The sequence below is a fragment of the Peribacillus faecalis genome, assembly GCF_014712675.1.
Lineage (GTDB): Bacteria > Bacillota > Bacilli > Bacillales > DSM-1321 > Bacillus_AD > Bacillus_AD faecalis.
This window is the reverse complement of the sequence record NZ_JACXSI010000066.1, coordinates 55061-74238: the sequence shown is the minus strand read 5'-3', so window position 1 is coordinate 74238 and position 19178 is coordinate 55061. Positions and strand designations below refer to the sequence as shown.

Genomic DNA, 19178 nt, shown 5'->3' with positions numbered 1-19178 from the left:
TCCTCACGTACGGTAGCTGGCGTTAATTTTGACATAATCGTAAGTCAAGTCGCAGCCCCAAGCCGTTCCCTTTTCTTCTCCCTCATTCAGTACGGCTTTTATACAAATATTAGCATTCTCCAAATATAGTTTCGCTGCTTCTTCTGAGAATGAGACCGGGTTGCTATTCTTCAGCATTAAAATATCGCCCAAGTAAATGTCTACCTCATTCGGATTGAATGATATGCCGCTTCTTCCCATCGCTGCAATAATTCGGCCCCAGTTAGCATCTGCTCCATAAATGGCAGTTTTCACTAAGCTTGAACCGACGATTGTTTTAGCGATTGCTCTTGCGTTCTCCTTAGTTGGCATTCCTTCAACCGTTACTTCAATCAGCTTCGTTGCCCCTTCGCCGTCCTTGGCAATCTTCTTCGCCAAATCTTCGCTCGCTGAACGAACAAGCTCAACGAAAGTTACCCACTCTGGATGTACCGGCGATAATTCTTCTGTTCCACTCATGCCGTTTGCCATTACAATGACCATATCGTTCGTTGAAGTGTCGCCGTCAACCGTAATCTGGTTGAATGTCGCATCAACTGCCTGTGATAAAGCCAGCTGTAAGTTAGAAGAAGAAATTGCAGCATCTGTTGTCAGGAAACCGAGCATTGTTGCCATATTCGGGTGGATCATGCCAGAGCCTTTCGCAGCTCCGCCGACCGTCACAACCTTGCCGTCAATCTCCGCACTATATGCGCAATTTTTTACGCCCGTATCTGTCGTCAATATACTTGTTTCAAATGCATTTGCATCTTCTGCAGATGTTGAAAAAGTGATTGCTTCAATACCTTTTTTAATTTTATCCATTTTCATGTATTCACCGATTACTCCTGTTGAAGCAACCGCCACCAAATGATTTTCTACACCTAGCTTCTTAGCTGTTTCATTTCTCATTTCATAAGCATCGAGCAAACCTTGCTCGCCTGTGCAGGCATTAGCGCAAGCACTGTTCACGATGACAGCCTTCATTTTCCCGCTTTTGCCGATGCTTTCTTTCGTTACTTTAATTGGAGCAGCTTGAACAAGAGATTGCGTATAAACAGCCGCCGCATTTGCTTCCACATCAGATACGATGATGCCTAAATCTTTTTTATTGTAGCGAAGACCTGCGTGAAAGCCGCCTGCCTTAAAACCTATCGCACTTAATAGATTGCCGTTTACAACCTTTTGGATGTTGCTTTTCGTTAATGTATTCATCTTATTCACAAGCAGGATCATGGAAATAGCGGTACTTGCTTCAGCCCTGTCGTTTCTTCCAGGCCGCATATTATATTGGCATTTTGCACCGCTTGCCCTGCCGCTCCTTTCACCAAATTATCGATTACGGAAACGATTGTCGCTCTTCCCGTTCTTTCATTCACTGCCACTGAGATATCGCAAAAGTTTGATCCCATTACTTGCTTAGTGGAAGGAAACAGTCCTTCCTGCTGAATACGGATGAACGGATGCATTTCATAACTAGTTTTATATAAGTCTATCAATTGTTTTGTCGTCACTTGTTCGGTCAGCTGCACATACATCGTTGCCATAATTCCTCGTGTCATCGGCACTAAATGTGTGCTGAATTCAATGTTGCCGATATCTCCTTGCCAGCTTTGCAGTTGCTGTTCAATTTCCGGAATATGCTGATGTTGATGGACCTTATATATTTTTAAGTTCTCATTTACTTCACTGAACATTGTCGTCGATAGCGGTGTCCTTCCAGCTCCCGATACACCTGATTTCGCATCGATAATGATGCTGTTGCCGTCACACCATTGCTGTACGCACATAGGCGCCAGACCAAGAAGAGCAGCTGTCGGAAAGCATCCGGGATTTGCGATTACTTTCGCTGATTTAATGTACTCAGCATTCCATTCGCTTAACCCATAAACAGCTTTCTCTAATGATTGGATTGGTGCAGGTTCTTTTTTATACCAAGTCTTATAGGATTCCGGATCTTTTAGGCGCAAATCTCCGGATAAATCGATGACCGTCAAACCGGCATCCTCCAATTGCGGAGCCAATTTAGCAGAAACCCCTGATGGTGTCGCCAGGAATACAATCGAGCTCTCTTTCGCAATTTTAATAGGATCGATTTCCTTCAATATTTGCGTTATATGCAATAAGTGCGGGTTTTCTTCATGGATATGACGGCCAGCTGCGGACGAAGAATGTAATCCCGCTATTTGAAAATGAGGATGATTCTCCAACAGCCTGATTAATTCTATACCGCTATATCCAGTCGCACCTATTATTGAAACGTTCATTGAACTTCACACCACCTGAATTTTCTAAATTTTTTATTTACACTATTATAAGCATGAATAAAAATAAATGCAATTGAATTTTTATAAATTGTATACAATTTTTGAAAAATAGGAACGTAGCCAATATATGATACTTTTAAAGAAATAATTTATGCACCAGAAGGACCAACCAGGTGAATGTACGGACTATGTATAGCGTTCATGTTAATTCATTGAAGCGCCAGTTTAACCTCTGCACTAAGAAATCATAATTATCAGTGAGTATTTATGCATAAAGCAGTATAGAAACAACTACCGGTACTCCTTTGTTTCTGGTTGACGTTCCCCATTTTTTCCTTTTAAATCAAAAGTAAACATTCTTAGATTTGCATATCATCATTCCACTATCAAATTGCAAAGGTGGTTGTTGCATGATGACGCATACAACTCGTATAATACCGAATTCGTTACAGCAAATTTTTGAGATTTCTCCGCAATTGAAACATTTTCCCAAAGGAACGTATATTTTTTACGAAGGCACAGAGCCTGATGAGCTCTATTTGATACGAAAAGGGACGGTTGCTGTTTCTAAACTGTTGTCAGACGGACGAGAATTGACGCTCAGAATTTGCTCACGCAACGACATAGTCGGAGAGCTTTTGCTCTTTTCGCAAAATCCGACCTATATGTTTCATGCAAAAGCTTTGGAGGATAGTGAGGTTTTAACAGTTTCCAAGCTCTCATTGGAAAAACATCTTGAATCCGATTCCGATTCGGCATTAGCATATATGAAATGGATCTCGATACAATATAGAAGGACGCAAACAAAAATACGCGATTTACTTATGAACGGAAAAAAAGGAGCACTTTATTCGACATTGATTCGGCTTGCCAATAGTTACGGAGTTGAAACGGAATCGGGCATCATCGTGACTTTGCCGTTAACTAACCAAGAACTTGCCAATCTCAGCGGAACGTCAAGAGAAGTCATCAATCGCATGTTAAACGATTTAAAGACCAAGAAGGTTCTATCAATCGAAAAAGGGATTATTACTATCCATAACATTTTGTACTTGAAAACAGCTATCCATTGTGAAAATTGCCCTATTGAAATTTGCTGCATGGAATGACTATCCAATGCTTAAAACATTTGCGCTGATTAACGGTCCGTCATATGCTAAAATGCACATAGTTACATTAATAGGAAGGAAGTGCATCTATGATTCTCGTTAGTTCCTGTTTAGCAGGTAAAGCATGCCGATATGATGCTACTGCATGCTTTCATTCAAAAATCACACATCTGACTAAGGAAAGTGAAGCTGTTTTAGTATGTCCGGAGGTAATGGGCGGGTTAAGCACTCCACGGGACCCGGCAGAAATAGTCGGAGGAACAGGCGCAGATGTATTGACCGGCCAGGCAAGAGTAATCACAGTAAACGGTGAAGATGTTACGGAGCAATTTTTGAAGGGTGCTTACCAAACATTAAAAATAGCTAAACAGCATAATGCAGAGACTGTTATACTCAAACAGAACAGCCCATCCTGCGGAAGCAAAGCTATTTATGACGGCAGCTTCACCGGAGCCAAAAAAGTCGGCGAAGGCGTGACCGCTGCACTTCTAAGAAAAAACGGATTTACCGTAATAGGAGAAGATGATTTACCCCGTTAGGAACTAAAACTCAGTTTAACTTTATAAAACCAAAAACGCACCCTTCTATATAGAAAGATGCGTTTTTTCAAAAGATAAGAAAGTATATATTTTTGAACTTAGATTGCTGTCTAACCTTACACCTGCCATGCTCGGAGGCCTACAGGATGTAGGTCATATTGGCGTTGCCACAGGACGTGGCGCTTTTAGCCGATGTTCCTTTTTCCCATCCCGCCCAAGAAACCAAAACCGGGTTTTTCATGTGATTCATCTTAGTCCTCCCGCATGGCTCCTTTTTCATTGAAGTGAAATCAAGGAGCAAAATCAAAAATAAAAAAGGACCGGTGACGGTTTTTCTTTACTTAAGAAATCCCTAAAGCGATTTTTGCATAACGGGACAAGCGATCCTTGGACCACGGCGGACTCCAGACGATGTTTACTTCTGTTTCCTTTACTTCCGGCAAGTCGGACATTGCTGTTTTAACTTGGTCAACAATTGTTCCTGCCAATGGACAACCCATTGATGTCAAAGTCATCGTTACAGTCGCTTTGCCTTCCTCGTCTAAATCTATGTCATATACTAAACCCAAATTGACAATATCAATCCCCAACTCCGGGTCAATAACTTGCTCCAAAGATCCCATCATTAAATCTTTTAAATCTTGATCCATTCATTATCAACTCCTATTCACATACATATTAACAAATATATGTAACATTATAAATATTTACGCACTTTATAAATATTTTTCGAACCAATTCACCACTTCGACAACTCCACTATTAGGAACATTATGTCCAGCTTGTTCATCTAATATAAACGATAAAGCCACATTTTCTCGTTCATAACGCTCATGCAGTTGCTCATAAAAAGTATACCCCTGCTTGTAAGGTACCATGACATCCTTCGCTCCATGCCAAAACAGCAATGGACGTGTTTCAAATTGCTCAATGTTAACAGTAGCATCAAATGGTCGCAGCATATCCAGCTGTTTCTCCAATTGTTCCTCGGTGAATGAGAGCTTCACTCCTTGTTGCTCCATCGCTTTCAATTGGTAGCGGGCAAAGTCCATATAAGCAGGCGAACCCATCAGCGAAACGCCTACACGAATCCAATCATACTGTGTCATCGCGCCTAATGTAATAATCGCTCCCATCGAAGTACCGGCCAGTCCGATTCGCTTTTCATCTACTAAACCTTTTGAAGCATACTCATCCATAATTAGAGGCAATTCTTTAATAGTTGTTAAAACAAATTTCCAAAAGTTTGCGGGATTGACTTGACCCGACCCACGCTCGCCATGCTCAATCACTTCTGGCAATAATACGCGATATCCTTTTTCCGCCAGCATATAAGCATATTGTACATTTCTTTCTTTTATACTCTCATATCCGTGAATAAAAATGATCAACGGCAGCTTATCATACTGTTTATGTTCATCAACAGCATGCAATAAAGGGATATTTCCTACTGTTTCTTTTGCGATAACGACCATTTTAATCTCCCCTAGCTCAATTATTTAGTATATGATTAATGAATACTATATACTACCATTATAATGAAAACTAAGTGACATCATGCAACTTTTAACTTATTGCAACCACTGTTTAATTAGGAGGAATTATGGCTGATCAACATTTAATCGTATTAGATTTGGATGGTACACTTCTCCGTAACGACAAAACAATATCCGATCGTACAAAAGGTACTTTGAAGACTTTAATGGAGCAAGGACATCATGTCATGATTGCAACCGGAAGACCTTATCGTTCCAGTGCACAATTTTATCAAGAGCTTGCCTTAAAAACACCAATCGTTAATTTTAATGGTGCGCTCGTTCATCACCCGCATTCAGTAAACTGGGGTTCCTTCCACACGCCGCTTGATATCGGAATCGCGAGAGACATCGTAGACGCGTGCAATTCTTATTCATTCCACAATATCATTGCGGAAATTCAAGATGACGTTTATTTGCATAATCAAAATGGACATCTGCTCGATATATTCAACATGGGCAATCCGAAAATTACAATCGGTGACCTGCGCAGCTATTTACCCGATTCACCGACAAGTTTGCTTATTCATGCCGAGCCGGAAGACGTTACGACAATTCGCTCGCATCTTGCAGAGGTACATGCCGAGCTAATAGACCATCGCCGCTGGGGAGACCCTTTCCACGTTATAGAGATTGTGAAATCAGGAATGCATAAAGCTGTCGGAATTCAAAAAGTAGCCGGTTACTTAAATATACCGCAAAGCCGTATCATTGCATTCGGTGACGAAGATAACGATTTAGAAATGCTGGAATATGCCAATATCGGTGTAGCGATGGGCAATGGCATCTCCGCAGTCAAAAATATAGCTAATGTTACGACAGCAAGCAATGAAGAAGACGGTGTTGCCCTATTTCTTGAAGACCGTTTTAATTTGAAGAAGCCAAAAATTAATTAAGAGGTATGATTTCTCGATAGCCGGTGACAATAATTATTGACACAGCAATTGTGTCAAATGCTTAGATTGCGAGGGGTTTACGAATGGGCAAACGTAACAAGTCAAAACGTTTTTTCCAGCAAAGTAAAGATTCTGTTTCCAAGCATGCCGAAAGGTTCCCTTACCGAATGACTCTCTCAGAGGCTGAAGCGCAACAGACGAGCAACTATGGCAGTACCGAATCAGGGAGCTTGTAAAGATGGGCAATCTACTCTTCCAACAAGCTAGAGACTTCGTCGAAGACGCGAAGCGAACTGATCCTCTCAACCGGGAGGACGCCATTGAAAAAGCCAAAAATGCGCTTTCTTCAGCATACGCTAACTCGTCTGAAGCAGAAAAGCATCAACTTAGAGACTTGCAGGCGGAATTGGAATCTTTAACTTAGGAACAGACTAAGCAATCAAAGTAAAAAGGGCTGACGAGCACCCGATCGGGAGTTTCGTCAGCCCTTTTGCATGTCAATCTTTTCTAAAGACGCCTAGTACACTTGAAGTTTCCACAATATTGGTGAATGCATGAGGATCGACATCACTGATAATGTGCTGAATGTCATACAGCTCATAACGCGTAATAACAATCATCATCATATCTTTGTTCTCATTTGTGAAAGCACCTTTAGCTGGAATAAGCGTAATTCCGCGCACAAGTTTGGCATGAATCGCTTCCTTCAATTGCTGCGATTTATTCGTGACAATAAAAACAGTCAGCTTCTCATGACGAGTGTGAATCGCATCGACGACACGTGTTGTCGCATAAAGCGCAACTAATGTATATAAAGATTTTTCCGGACCGTACAGTATACCGGCCGCAACAATAATCAATCCATTTAAGATAAATAAGTATACGCCAACTGGTCGGTCTTTCGATTTAGACAGAAGCAACGCTACTACATCCATACCTCCTGTCGAAGCACCGAACTTCAATGTAATACCAACACCAAGAGCCCCGATGACACCCCCGAATACAGCATTCAAGATAATATCAGGAGACACTTGCTTAACCGGAACAATCTCCATAAATAAGGTCAATAAAGCAACACTCAAGAAACTATAAAAGGTAAATGATTTCCCTACCTTTTTCCACGCGATGATTGCAATTGGCACGTTCAAAATAAATAAAATAATCCCTGTCGAAATAGAGAATGGCAGTCCCAATAAATCAATAATGCTCGAGAGCAGCTGCGCCAAACCGGCAAAACCGCTCGAATATACATTAGCCGGTATTAAAAATAAATTCAGGGCAATCGCATTTAATAATGCACCTAAGATGACTATACAGATTTTCTTTAATTCAGCTACGTTCAATTAAGGAGCCTCCTTCAATCGGACAATATTCGTCCATTATAACCAAATGTCACTCATAATAATATAAATCAATCCATTACGCATTAAAAGAATTTTTGTTTTGCACTCTACACTTTTCATAAATTATGTGCAATGTTAAACTAAAAATGAACTTTATTAATTTTCTTTATAGTGAAAATATCAATTTAAGAAGGTGTTAATATGACTATACATATACTTGCAGATAGTGCTTGTGATTTGCCGCTATCTTATTTTAAGGAAAATGGAGCTACTTTTATTCCATTAGAATTGAATCTTGAAGGAAAAGAATATGCAGATGGAGTCGACATACAAGGAACGACAGTCTATCAAGCTATGAGAAATGGCGCAGCACCGAAAACATCTCAAGTTTCTCCTGAACGTTTCCAAAAGATATTCACCGAGTTAGCTCAAAAGAAACAATCTGCTGTTTATGTAGCATTCTCATCTAACTTGTCAGGGACATATCAAACTGCATGCATGATTAGAGAACAGGTTCTTGAAGAATATCCTGACTTAGATTTAGATATCATCGACAGCAAATGTGCTTCGTTAGGTTATGGTCTAGTTGTGAAAAGAGCAGTTGAATTGGCTAATGCCGGCGCTTCAAAGAATGACATTATAGACGGTGTCACTTTCCATTGTCAACATATGGAGCACTTATTCACAGTTGAAAAACTTGAATACTTGGCAAGAGGCGGACGTATTTCTAAAACATCTGCTGTTGTCGGCAATCTTTTGAACATCCGACCATTGCTTGATGTTGAGGACGGCAAACTTATTCCTCTTGAAAAACTTCGCGGCAAAAAGAAATTGTTCAAACGTACTTTAGAGCTTATGAGAGAACGCGGTGTAGATTTAGATAAACAAACGATCGGCATCAGCCATGGGGATGACATTGCGTCTGCTAACGAATGGAAAGAAGCAATCGCCGAAGAATTCGGAACAACTTCATTCGAAATCGAAATGGTCGGCGCCGTGATTGGTGCGCATTCCGGACCGGGAACAATCGCAATTTTCTTCTTGAACAAACTGCCTAACTAACGCATAGACTCCCTGCCTTCTGAGCATAATAGCCACAAAAGGCAAAGGAGATTATATACATTATGGCCACAAAAGACAACAACAAAAAGGCAAAAGACAATAATGCCTTAAATGCCGAAAAAAACGAGCATTATATGAAAAACAAACAAGCTGGAAAACACAGCTATTCGAAGAAAACGGATCATTTGTAATTAGAAAACAGCGGACTCATGTGGTTCGCTGTTCTTTTGTGGATTTGCTGTTAAGATGGTGGGAGTGGAGTTTACGCTCTATATTTAGGTCTTACGCTCTATCATTATGTTTCGAACTCTATCTTCGACTTCTCGCACCCTATAATTTCGTTTCGCGCTCTATAACACCAATATCGATAGCCTTTCCGGCAGTATGTTAGTCCTTTAGCTTCTTCCTCCGGAATTCCTAGTTGGATGAGCAATTTGATTTGTTTGTTAGGTCTCTTCCATTACTTCTAGATAATTACTCGGATTCTTGAGTGAAGCTTCTCATCTATGCGTCCCATAGCTTTTTTCATGTTAGCGATTTTGAAGTAATTCACCCAGCCGAATATCACTTGTTTTAGTTTCACTATTCGGTAATCTAATGGAATACTCCAATTTCGCTTTGTCAGTTTCCGGAGCTTTCTTTGGAATTTCTGTATGGATGTCAGGTGTGGTTTCACTTGATATTTCTTGTTTTCCTGTCTAACCCCACAGTGGACTTTCACCACCTAGATAGTTGCCATGCCTGGCACACTAAAAAAAGCAGACTCCTTCGAGCCTGCTGTCCTTTTACCTCTTTTGCTTCGACCGCTTCATCACCAAATAAATGAATAGAGCAAAGCCAAGCCATACCATTGCCAATGCCGCAATAAAGCCGATATTCAAGCCAGTTTTATCCGCCATAGCATAAATTTCTGCAGCTTCTCGATCCAAAACGATTTTATAGTCACCATCGCTCAACTGTCTGACGATTTCACCATTCAGCAACCCCCGAAGCTCCTTATCATTCTCCAGCTGGTCTTTCGGAATCGTTACTTCTTGCGTTTTCGACGTATTGTTAATGGCTACAAGAAGAACTTCACTTTTATACATCCTCTTGAAAACTACCATACCGCTGTCTTGATGCATCACCTCAAATGTTCCGCGTGTTAATGCCGGCAACTCTTGTCTTAAGCGCCCTAAGTTTGTAATATAATTAATCAATTCCTTATCTGCACGGAAACCCATCAGCTGCTGATTATCCGGAGGCGCGCCCCCATCCAATGCAATTTCTGAACCATACAAAACAAATGGAATTCCCGGTGTAGTATATGTATAAGCTAAAGCCAAATTCCAGCGTGTCCCCGGGTAAAGGTCGGTTTCTAAAATATCATGTGTAAAACGGGCCGTGCTAATTGTATCTAAAGCTGTGCCGTTTAGCTCCGGGTGAGAATATTGCGTCAACGCTTTCTCAGTTGCGTCGATTGTCTTAGTCAAGTTGACATCAATATCGGCAAATGCTGACCGCAGCTCTTCCATTAAGGGCAGATCAACCATGCCGTCAAAGCTCTTCTCTTCAAAAACCGACCCTTCTGTCACACTTCCCAATATGTAAAAATCTGATTTCAAATCTTTCACTTCTTCAGAAAAAGCATCCCAAAATATACTTGGAGCCGCCTGTGTATGATTAATATAATAACCGTCAATATCTGCTTTCTCCACCCACCATCCGGCAGCGGCAATCAGCTCTTCTGACAGTTGCTCATTCATATGATTCAGCTTAAATGAATTCCCATGAAAATAACTACTCTTTTCAGCCCATTCATGCTCTGAACTGACCGTATCAGCAACAAACTCCAGCATTACTTTCATATTTCGCTTATGCGCTTCCTTCACTAATTGCTGAAGCTCTGCGATTGTTCCAAAATGCTTTTCCGTTTCGTAAAAGTTGATAACTTGATCGCCACGATAGCTTTTGCCTCCATTATCAAAAATCGACGATAACGCGATTGTTGTGAAGCCCATATCTTTCAAATAATCCAGTTTTTCAATAATTCCTGCAAAGTCGCCTCCGTAATAGGCTTCTGTATTTTGCAAATCGACTTCAAAGTCATTGCTTTCATCGCCATTCAGAAATCTGTCTACCAAAATATAATAGATTGTTTCATCCTGCCATAATCTATCTTCTTTTTCTAATGCGCTCGTATGCAGACCGCCGATCAGAAGAAATGGCATGAGTAACAAGCATATCGCTCTTTTCATCACCTTGCGCTCCCCCTATTTCATAATCTCCCATTCTTCTAGATTATCCTTCTCTTCCTATATTAGTCAAACATGAAAGAACTTTCCATATATTTAACCGAAACCTTTGTGAATCTGTATACTAAAAGTAACAATATATGGGCATTGCAAATCATTTTTCAACATACTATGATGAATGGATGTGACCAATTGTACAACTAGAAATAACACGGAGGATTGGCATGCAAGATCAAAAGAAGACCTTGACATTATTCGCCATTACTTGGCCTTTATTTATTGAATTGTTTCTTCATATTTTGATGGGGAACGCTGATACATTAATGCTTAGCCTCTATTCCGATAATTCCGTCGCGGCAGTTGGGGTAGCTAACCAAATATTATCGCTTGTTGTCGTGATGTTCGGTTTCATCGCAACAGGAACAGCAATTCTGGTTGCGCAAAATTTGGGCGCCAAAAATTCGGTTGCCGCTAATCAAGTTTCCGTCATCTCACTTGTCGCGAACTTTGTTTTCGGTCTCATTTTAAGTATCTTTGTCTTTTTAATGAGCAAACAATTGCTGGATCTTATGGATTTGCCTGAAGAATTAATGGGGGAAGCCCATTCGTATTTGAGCGTAGTCGGTGGTTTCGCCTTCATTCAAGCAATAATTATGACGGCAGGAGCGATTTTACGAAGCTACGGCTTTACGAAAGATGCTATGTACGTCACAATCGGTATGAACTTACTTAACATTTTGGGAAACTATTTATTTATTTTCGGGCCGTTTGGCATTCCTGTTCTAGGCGTGGAAGGTGTAGCCCTTTCTACAACAATCAGCCGTTTCGTCGGATTATTCGTCATTATGTACATTTTAGTGAAACGCATTCCGGAAAAACTTCACTTTCTTCGCGTTTTCAAGATGCCGCTTCAGCATTTCAAAAATTTACTGGCAATCGGCGTGCCATCTGCCGGTGAACAGTTATCATACAACGCTTCGCAAATGGCAATCACATTCTTTATTACGATGCTCGGCACAGAAGCGTTGACGACGAGAGTGTATACAACCAATCTGATGATGTTCATTTACTTATTTGCTATCGCTATCGGTCAAGGCTCACAAATCTTAATTGGCCATCTGATCGGTGCCGGCAAATTTGAGGAAGCCTACTCTCGCTGCTTGAAAAGTTTACGCTTCGGCATTATCGTTTCCTTTGTTTGCGCACTAGTATTCTCGCTAATTTCTGAACAGCTATTTTCGCTTTTCACTACGAATGAAAACATTATTGCATTAGGGGGACTTCTGCTTTGGATTACGGTGATCATCGAGCCAGGCCGTGCTTTTAATATTGTCATTATTAATTCATTGCGGGCAACAGGCGATGTGAAATTCCCTGTAATCGTCGGCATTATATCAATGTGGGGAATAGCCGTCTTCTTTTCTTATATTCTCGGTATCCAGCTTGGTCTCGGGTTAATCGGTGTCTGGATCGCCTTCGCACTTGATGAATGGCTGCGAGGCATTCTGATGCTTAAACGATGGAAATCAAGAGTGTGGATGACGAAGAGCTTCACTCAAAAACAAGAAAATATCGACATAAAAAACCAAGCCGTAAGCTGAGCGGCTTGGTTTCTTTTCGATGCTTACGAAGAGCCAGATGGACTGAATATTTACTAAAGCAGCCCGATTAATGTGAAATCTGGACCTATTTACTTGCCAATCTGGATTGATTATCGTAAAAAGTGGACCGATTAAACCCGAGGGCTTTATAAACAACAGATTGGTCTACTGGTTTTGCACTGGAATTAGGCATAAGAAGAAACTTGAAAAAGGACCGGTGACCGTTTTTCTATTGTCTAACCTTACACCTGCCATGCTCGGGCCTAAGCTGCCTCCCCCGTGAAACCAAAACCGGGTTTCTCGTGTGATTCATCTTAGTCCTACCGCATGGCTCCTTTTTCATCGAGGTGATTCTATGGAGCATATCCATGATGAAAAAGGACCGGTGACGGCTTTTCTACGACTCTACAATATTTACATTATACTCCTCAAACCACATATCCATCTGCGCCAAATGGGCGAGTAACTGTGGGCCGGTCATTAATTGGCCGAACCATGGGATATGGAAGCTTGCGCCCTTCGATGATACTAAATCATTAAGCTGATCCTTCTTGAAAAATTCATGAAGCATGCTGCTCCGCTTCTCAAGTAAACGTTGTAAGAGCTCTGTTACTTTGTCTGTATAAAATGGATGGTGCGTTTTTGGATACGGACTTTTCTTTCTCTCCAGCACTTCATGCGGCAAAACCCCTGCCATCGCTTTGCGAAGGATGCCTTTTTCACGATTGCCCGTCATCTTCATTTCCCACGGTATATTCCAAACGTACTCAACCAATCGGTGATCGGCGAATGGTACACGCACCTCAAGGCTCGCAGCCATACTCATGCGGTCTTTCCTTTCAAGCAGCGTCGTCATAAACCAATGGAGATTGCTGTAAAACAGTTGACGGCGTTTCATATCTTCTGCGCTCTCTCCTTCTAACACCGGCGTTTCCTGTAATGTCGCCTCATACTTGCTCTTCACATATTGCTCAATTTGCAGCTTATCTTGATAATAGTCTTTCAAAAAGTTAGTACGCTCTTTAGTGGAGCGAATCCACGGGAACAGATCTCCATTGCTGTCCGGGTTATGGAACCAAGGATAACCGCCAAAAATCTCATCCGCACACTCACCGGAAAGACTGACGACAAAATCCTTTTTCACTTCTTTACAAAACCAATACAGCGAAGAGTCAATATCAGCCATGCCCGGCAAATCTTTCGCAATCATGCTCGCATGCAGACCATTGACCAATTCTTCTTGTGTCACAATCGAACGATGATGAACGGTTTCGCTATGCTGTGAAACCATTTGAATCCATGGCTCATCAGCACTCGGCTGAAATGTATTGCCTTTAAAATAAAGCTCGTTGCCTTCATAATCGATGGAATACGTGTGCAAATTCGGCATATTTTCCTGCTTATATTCCTCTGCTGCCACAGCCGTGATAATGCTTGAATCAATGCCTCCTGATAAGAACGTACAGAGCGGCACATCGGATACTAACTGTCTTTTAATAGCATCCTTCACAAGATTACGCACTTTTTCCGTTGTTTCCTCCAGCGAATCGTGGTGTTGTTCGCTTTTCACATCCCAATAGCGCCATACTTTCAATCCTTCTTTAGAAAGACGGAGCGCATGCGCCGGACGCAGTTCGTTTATGCCGCGAAATACGCCGCTTCCCGGTGTATGCGAAGGTCCCAAACCAAATATTTCAGCCATTCCTTCGCGGTCAAGCTCTGCCTTCACATTCGGATGAGCTAGTATCGCCTTTAATTCAGAAGCAAACAAGATTCCCTTTCCTTCTTCACGATAAAAGAAAGGCTTTACTCCTAATCGATCTCTCGCAGCAAATAAACACTGCTTCTCATGGTCCCAAATCGCGAAAGCAAAAATGCCATTTAAGTATTCAACTACATTTTCTTGCCATTCTATAAAAGAAGTTAGCAGAACTTCAGTGTCAGAATGACCTTTAAAAGAATATCCTTTTATTAGCAGGTTTTTTCGTAAATCTTCTGTATTGTACAACTCACCATTATAGCTGATTGTATACCTGCCCTTATGAGAAGAAATCGTCATCGGCTGTTTTCCTCCAATCGGATCAACAACCGTTAATCGCTTATGTCCGAAACCGGCATGTGTTACAGCCCATACATTGCTGTCATCCGGCCCCCTTAATGAAAGCTTATCAGACATTAACGAGATGACTTCTTTCTCATTTTCCATATTGCGTGAAAAATCTACCCAACCAGTGATTCCACACATATACATCATCCTTTCCAACAGTAAATTGATTCACTGGTTCTCCATTAAACAGCTAATCAAATAAAGCAGTTATTATGTCTAATAGCCTATGCAAATGGAAAAAATGTGTTAATGCCTTTATTGAAAAATGATAAAGAAAGAAACTCGGTTATTGATTGAAACTGGAGGGTAAAAAATGAATCAACAGCAAAGAGAAGAACTTCTAAAACGGCAATTGCGGTCCTTTACACCCGGCATTGTCGAATATATAAATGATCAGTGGATATTTTTTAATGATGAAAATGATGAGGCCTACCCGCTCGAGGACTACTTGCAAAGAGAAATGGAAATCTTCAGAGGAAATCGCTGGCGTAAGGGATATCTGTCCGAACTTGGAACAATTACTGTGAGAAAAGAAAATTTGTCTTTATTGCATCAAGAAAAAGTACGGATTAAAAAAAGTCTCCAATATTCGTTCGAGCGTTTACTTGAGGAGCTAAATAACGATTCTTTTTTCCAATTCATCATGACATTAAACTCGCTCAACTACTCTGTATATGACTGTATTTACGGATATAATCAGCTAACTTTTTTGCGCGACAAAAAAAATTGCAGCGGAGTTAATTTCTTCGTTTTTGATAACGGCCAGTCTGTCTGCTCTGTACAACATCATTTCGTCTATTCATCTAAGGAGCATGACCGTTTCGAATTCACGCAAAACACCGGCAAAAGAATCGTAATCGAAAAACTGAATCCCGTCTCATAACAAATAGTACACCCCTCATCAGGTGTACTATTTGTCATGAGAAAAACCGGCACCGGTCCTTTTTTCAATTATTTTGAAGTATAAAAATCAATTCACATTCACTTTTAATTTCTCTGCTATTCCACGTTCGAAATCTTCAGTCTTTAAAGGCCGATCAATGTAATATCCTTGCACATAATGACATTTCATTTCTTTTAACAATGACATTTGTTCCTCTTTTTCCACACCTTCGGCCACCACTTTCACGGACAAGCCATGCCCCATCATAATGATTGCTTCAACAATGGCCATATCCGATGTTTCCTGCTTCAAATTGTTAATAAAGGAACGGTCAATTTTTAAGCTATCTATCGGCAAATTTTTTAAATAACTCAAAGATGAATAGCCCGTTCCAAAGTCATCAATAGAAACCTTCACCCCGATGCTCTTTAACTCCTGCATGATGGAAATGCTGTAATTGACTTTATTCATCATCATGCTTTCCGTCAACTCTAGCTGCAAATATTTCGGATCAAGACCCGTATCAGCCAATACCTTTTTCACCCGTTCAAGGAAATGCGGCTGCTGAAACTGGTAGGCGGACACATTGACAGAAATCAGTAAGTTTCCAAACCCCAAATCCTGCCACTTCTTATTTTGAGCACAAGCGGTGTTCAGCACCCAATAGCCAATGTCATCAATTAGTCTGGTTTCTTCCGCTAACGGAATAAAGTCAGCAGGCGAAACAAGTCCTTTGACAGGATGTTGCCAGCGAATAAGTGCTTCACTTCCATAAACATCCCCTGTATTCAAATCAATCAATGGCTGATAACAAATAAAAAATTCCTCTTTTTCAAGCGCTCTTCTTAAATAGCTTTCCAGCTCGAAGCGTTTCAGCGCCTGCTCATTCATTTCATCTGAATAAAAGACAAGTTGTCCTCCGCCCTGAGCTTTGCCTCGGTTCATTGCAATGTCCGCGTTTTTCAAAAGTGAATCCGCATCCCTTCCATCTTCCGGGAAAAGCGCGACACCGATACTCGATGTTATAAAAAATTCTTGACCGCCATGCTCAATTGGTTCAGCAATGACCTCATTCACCATTTTTGTCACTCTTTGAATCTCTTCCAAGTCAACTTGCTTCGTTATCACTAAAGCGAATTTATCACCGGCAAAACGCCCTAAATACGATCCTAACGGCGTGACTCTTTTCAGCCTTTTTGCCAGCTTCTTCAAAATCACATCGCCTGCATAATGCCCTAAAGAATCATTGATTACTTTAAAGCGATCAAAATCGATGAAAACAACAGCTAACTCTCTTTTCTTCTTTTTGGCTCTAGTTAAGTGCTCTTTCAAAATCTCCGAAAATTTATTGCGGTTCGGTAAGCCTGTATGCACATCGTAATAAGCTAACTTAAGAAGTTCCTCTTCAATTTGCTTCTGCTTTGTCACATTGCGTCCCATGCCAAAAATCCCCATTACTTCACCGTTAATGGTGATAGGCATATTTTTTACATGAAAGTGCTCTAAGCGTCCTTCTGCTTTTTCAACTGAAATATCATAATACTCAACCTGACCATCTAAAGACTTCGCAAAAGAAAGAACCAACTTCTCTTCATCATCTGATTTCAAAAATTTCTCTGCCGATTTGCCGATGATTTCACTTGTCTTCACGTTAAATACTTTCAGAAAGCTTTTATTTACCCGTGTAAACTTCCCCTTTAGATCAGTCGCAAAAATAAAATCGTTGTTGTTTTCAAACAACGTTTTAAAGTATTGTTCTGATTCGAATAATTCTCCATTCAATTGCTTAATATCGCTGGTTGTGGCTTCGATTAAATGAGACAGTACCATTAGAGGCTGCATTTCAGGTGTATTGCTGAATGTCAACTTTACACCGCTTCTTTTAGGAACAAATGCGCTTTCAGAGATGCCGACAATAGAAGGGAATTGCCCGATATATTCTTCCTTTCCGTACATTTTGTCTGTGAAGCGGCAATAGGAAAAGAATCCGCTTTGACTGCCGAACGTCAAAAGCATTCGCAGCTCTTCTTGTGCAAACCCCTTCAGAAGTCGCATTTTAGCAAGGTCGTAATAGACAAAAATTGACTCTGTTGGCTGTCTAGCCATTTTCTTTAGCATCAGCTCAGATTGCCTGATGCCATCAGCGATATTGACGTAAGAAAAGCTTAAAGCATCCCCTTCCTCTATTCTGTCGCTGACCTCAATCGCTCCATAAGGCAAAATACTCTTTATAAATAACGGTTTTAACCCATCACTATCTATCTTCAGAAGCGGAAACTCTGAACTGCTGTCCGGCAATTTATTAAAGAAATACTCCCCTAAATAGCGCTTCAGCAATTGCGAAGGTTTTCGCCCGTTTATACTATAAATGACGGTATTGTTTGCTTTCGTTACCTCAAAACTTGAACCGATTGGTGTCCAACTTTGGTCTTCGAACGATGTAACTTGCAAATCGTCATTGTGCAGGATTGCTGCCACAATACCTTCATAGACAATTTCCTGTTCATTGAAAACAAACGATGATGAAGCACCCCGATTATAGGCAATCCCTCCTACAACGGTTAGGTTCTTTTTCTCATCAATGATGCCTTCTAATAGCTCTGTCAGCTCTTCATCCAACACCGAGGTAAAGAGAAACAGCAATTTCGACTTCGGACCGGCCAATTGCCTAATTGCATATTGCCCCATTTCTCGGCTGCTGCCAAACTGATTTTTATTCAAAAGGATACTCTCTACTTTTGTCTGCTCAAAACCAGTAAACGAAATAATGATTTCATTTGAATAAATATAGCCATTTGCCAACTCCGCCTTCGTTGTGCAACCAATTACGATACTTTTCGGCAATAGCTTTTTTACGGTTTTTGTGACAGACTTAATCTCAGCTTCATCTTTGCTTCCAGCAAAAATCTGCACGAGCAAACTCTTCTGCTCTTGAAGCTCTTGTTCTTCTATGAATGCTTGTAAACGATCTTTGTCATCGTAAAAATAATTGAGAGATTTCGCCAAGATACGTCACCACGCTTAATAAGTGTATTCTTCTATATAAAATATCACAATTTATTACTTTGATGTGAAAAAATAGAAAAGACCACCAAATATTTCAGCGGTCTTTTCATAAATTTTATAACATTTTGTAATTTTGGTTTATACGTATACCTTTTTACCTATTAAAATAGAAAACTCAGAAACCGATTGGCAATCTTAGTCCTAAAGTGACCGTTAAAACAAATACTACTGCCATCCCGATTAACAATCCTTTAGCGCTTTTCCCTTTGCTCATTTTGCCAAGAGTCATCTCCATCAGACCGATGATCACAACTCCAAGCACAACTTTAGAGATATATTCGCCTTTCAAACCGGCTGACAGGTTAGAGAAGCTATCAATCGATAAAATCATCATTACACCAGTACCGATGATCATCAAGTATACAACACGTAAAATCATGTGCATCATTTTATAGTTGCTTTGATTTCCCTTTTTCAACATGGACATTGCTACGAACAGCAGAACAATAGCCGCTACCCAAGACGTAATATGCATATGTGACATAAAAAATCCCCCCACTTCCAATATTCAGCCTTAT

General features: G+C 40.6%; 19 protein-coding genes. 9 read left to right on the top strand and 10 right to left on the bottom strand.

The genetic code is table 11. From position 1 onward, the window contains the following. Nucleotides 1-3 precede the first annotated feature (3 nt). Together argJ and argC are read right to left on the bottom strand one after the other, a co-directional pair. Nucleotides 4-1233 (bottom strand): bifunctional ornithine acetyltransferase/N-acetylglutamate synthase, encoded by a 1230-nt coding sequence (gene argJ, locus IEO70_RS18475; protein WP_190999884.1) that lies wholly within the window; start codon nt 1231-1233, stop codon nt 4-6. Nucleotides 1234-1250: 17 nt separating this feature from the next. Beyond that, nucleotides 1251-2285, bottom strand: coding sequence for an N-acetyl-gamma-glutamyl-phosphate reductase (gene argC, locus IEO70_RS18470; RefSeq protein ID WP_190999847.1), 1035 nt, complete (start codon nt 2283-2285; stop codon nt 1251-1253). A gap of 413 nt (nt 2286-2698) precedes the next feature. On the opposite strand from argC, the gene IEO70_RS18465 reads away from it, so the two are divergent. Both IEO70_RS18465 and IEO70_RS18460 read left to right on the top strand, forming a co-directional pair. Beyond that, a complete protein-coding gene (locus IEO70_RS18465; RefSeq protein WP_407949737.1) occupies nt 2699-3394 on the top strand; it encodes a Crp/Fnr family transcriptional regulator in 696 nt (231 codons plus the stop codon). 89 nt (nt 3395-3483) lie between these two features. Beyond that, nucleotides 3484-3933, top strand: coding sequence for a DUF523 domain-containing protein (locus IEO70_RS18460; RefSeq protein ID WP_190999845.1), 450 nt, complete (start codon nt 3484-3486; stop codon nt 3931-3933). Nucleotides 3934-4274: 341 nt separating this feature from the next. Here IEO70_RS18460 and IEO70_RS18455 read toward each other — a convergent pair whose 3' ends face one another. Together IEO70_RS18455 and IEO70_RS18450 are read right to left on the bottom strand one after the other, a co-directional pair. Beyond that, nucleotides 4275-4583, bottom strand: a complete 309-nt coding sequence (locus IEO70_RS18455; RefSeq protein WP_190999844.1) for a metal-sulfur cluster assembly factor — start codon at nt 4581-4583, stop codon at nt 4275-4277. A gap of 66 nt (nt 4584-4649) precedes the next feature. Continuing rightward, complete coding sequence (locus IEO70_RS18450; protein WP_190999843.1) at nt 4650-5408, bottom strand: prolyl oligopeptidase family serine peptidase; 759 nt, start codon at nt 5406-5408, stop codon at nt 4650-4652. 128 nt (nt 5409-5536) lie between these two features. Here IEO70_RS18450 and IEO70_RS18445 point away from each other — a divergent pair, with 128 nt between their 5' ends. From IEO70_RS18445 to IEO70_RS18435, 3 genes are all read left to right on the top strand, one after another. After that, on the top strand, nt 5537-6364 hold the full coding sequence (locus IEO70_RS18445) for a Cof-type HAD-IIB family hydrolase (RefSeq protein WP_190999842.1): 828 nt from the start codon (nt 5537-5539) through the stop codon (nt 6362-6364). An 83-nt stretch (nt 6365-6447) separates the two neighbouring features. Continuing rightward, nucleotides 6448-6600 (top strand): hypothetical protein, encoded by a 153-nt coding sequence (locus IEO70_RS18440; protein ID WP_190999841.1) that lies wholly within the window; start codon nt 6448-6450, stop codon nt 6598-6600. 2 nt (nt 6601-6602) lie between these two features. Further along, complete coding sequence (locus IEO70_RS18435) at nt 6603-6788, top strand: DUF3813 domain-containing protein (RefSeq protein WP_190999840.1); 186 nt, start codon at nt 6603-6605, stop codon at nt 6786-6788. Nucleotides 6789-6861: 73 nt separating this feature from the next. Here IEO70_RS18435 and IEO70_RS18430 read toward each other — a convergent pair whose 3' ends face one another. Continuing rightward, entirely contained in the window at nt 6862-7707 is an 846-nt protein-coding gene (locus IEO70_RS18430; RefSeq protein ID WP_190999839.1) for a YitT family protein, read from the bottom strand. Between the two features lie 201 nt (nt 7708-7908). On the opposite strand from IEO70_RS18430, the gene IEO70_RS18425 reads away from it, so the two are divergent. Continuing rightward, complete coding sequence (locus IEO70_RS18425) at nt 7909-8769, top strand: DegV family protein (protein WP_190999838.1); 861 nt, start codon at nt 7909-7911, stop codon at nt 8767-8769. A 62-nt stretch (nt 8770-8831) separates the two neighbouring features. Beyond that, nucleotides 8832-8960, top strand: coding sequence for a DUF3941 domain-containing protein (locus tag IEO70_RS18420; protein WP_190999837.1), 129 nt, complete (start codon nt 8832-8834; stop codon nt 8958-8960). A 275-nt stretch (nt 8961-9235) separates the two neighbouring features. Here the strand turns inward: IEO70_RS18420 and IEO70_RS20095 are convergent, their stop codons facing one another. Continuing rightward, nucleotides 9236-9445 carry a group II intron maturase-specific domain-containing protein gene (locus IEO70_RS20095; RefSeq protein WP_328820975.1) on the bottom strand — a complete coding sequence of 70 codons (210 nt, stop codon included), beginning with the start codon at nt 9443-9445 and terminating at the stop codon, nt 9236-9238. Between the two features lie 109 nt (nt 9446-9554). Beyond that, on the bottom strand, nt 9555-11006 hold the full coding sequence (locus IEO70_RS18410) for an alpha-amylase family glycosyl hydrolase (RefSeq protein WP_206711655.1): 1452 nt from the start codon (nt 11004-11006) through the stop codon (nt 9555-9557). Nucleotides 11007-11227: 221 nt separating this feature from the next. Here IEO70_RS18410 and IEO70_RS18405 point away from each other — a divergent pair, with 221 nt between their 5' ends. After that, nucleotides 11228-12604 (top strand): MATE family efflux transporter, encoded by a 1377-nt coding sequence (locus tag IEO70_RS18405; protein ID WP_190999835.1) that lies wholly within the window; start codon nt 11228-11230, stop codon nt 12602-12604. A 397-nt stretch (nt 12605-13001) separates the two neighbouring features. Here the strand turns inward: IEO70_RS18405 and asnB are convergent, their stop codons facing one another. Further along, a complete protein-coding gene (gene asnB, locus IEO70_RS18400; RefSeq protein WP_190999834.1) occupies nt 13002-14849 on the bottom strand; it encodes an asparagine synthase (glutamine-hydrolyzing) in 1848 nt (615 codons plus the stop codon). Between the two features lie 175 nt (nt 14850-15024). Here asnB and IEO70_RS18395 point away from each other — a divergent pair, with 175 nt between their 5' ends. After that, nucleotides 15025-15594, top strand: coding sequence for a DUF2777 family protein (locus IEO70_RS18395; RefSeq protein WP_190999833.1), 570 nt, complete (start codon nt 15025-15027; stop codon nt 15592-15594). 87 nt (nt 15595-15681) lie between these two features. Here the strand turns inward: IEO70_RS18395 and IEO70_RS18390 are convergent, their stop codons facing one another. Both IEO70_RS18390 and IEO70_RS18385 read right to left on the bottom strand, forming a co-directional pair. Beyond that, nucleotides 15682-18600 (bottom strand): EAL domain-containing protein, encoded by a 2919-nt coding sequence (locus IEO70_RS18390; RefSeq protein ID WP_190999832.1) that lies wholly within the window; start codon nt 18598-18600, stop codon nt 15682-15684. 175 nt (nt 18601-18775) lie between these two features. Next, on the bottom strand, nt 18776-19144 hold the full coding sequence (locus IEO70_RS18385; RefSeq protein ID WP_190999831.1) for a YisL family protein: 369 nt from the start codon (nt 19142-19144) through the stop codon (nt 18776-18778). Between the last annotated feature and the right edge of the window lie 34 nt (nt 19145-19178).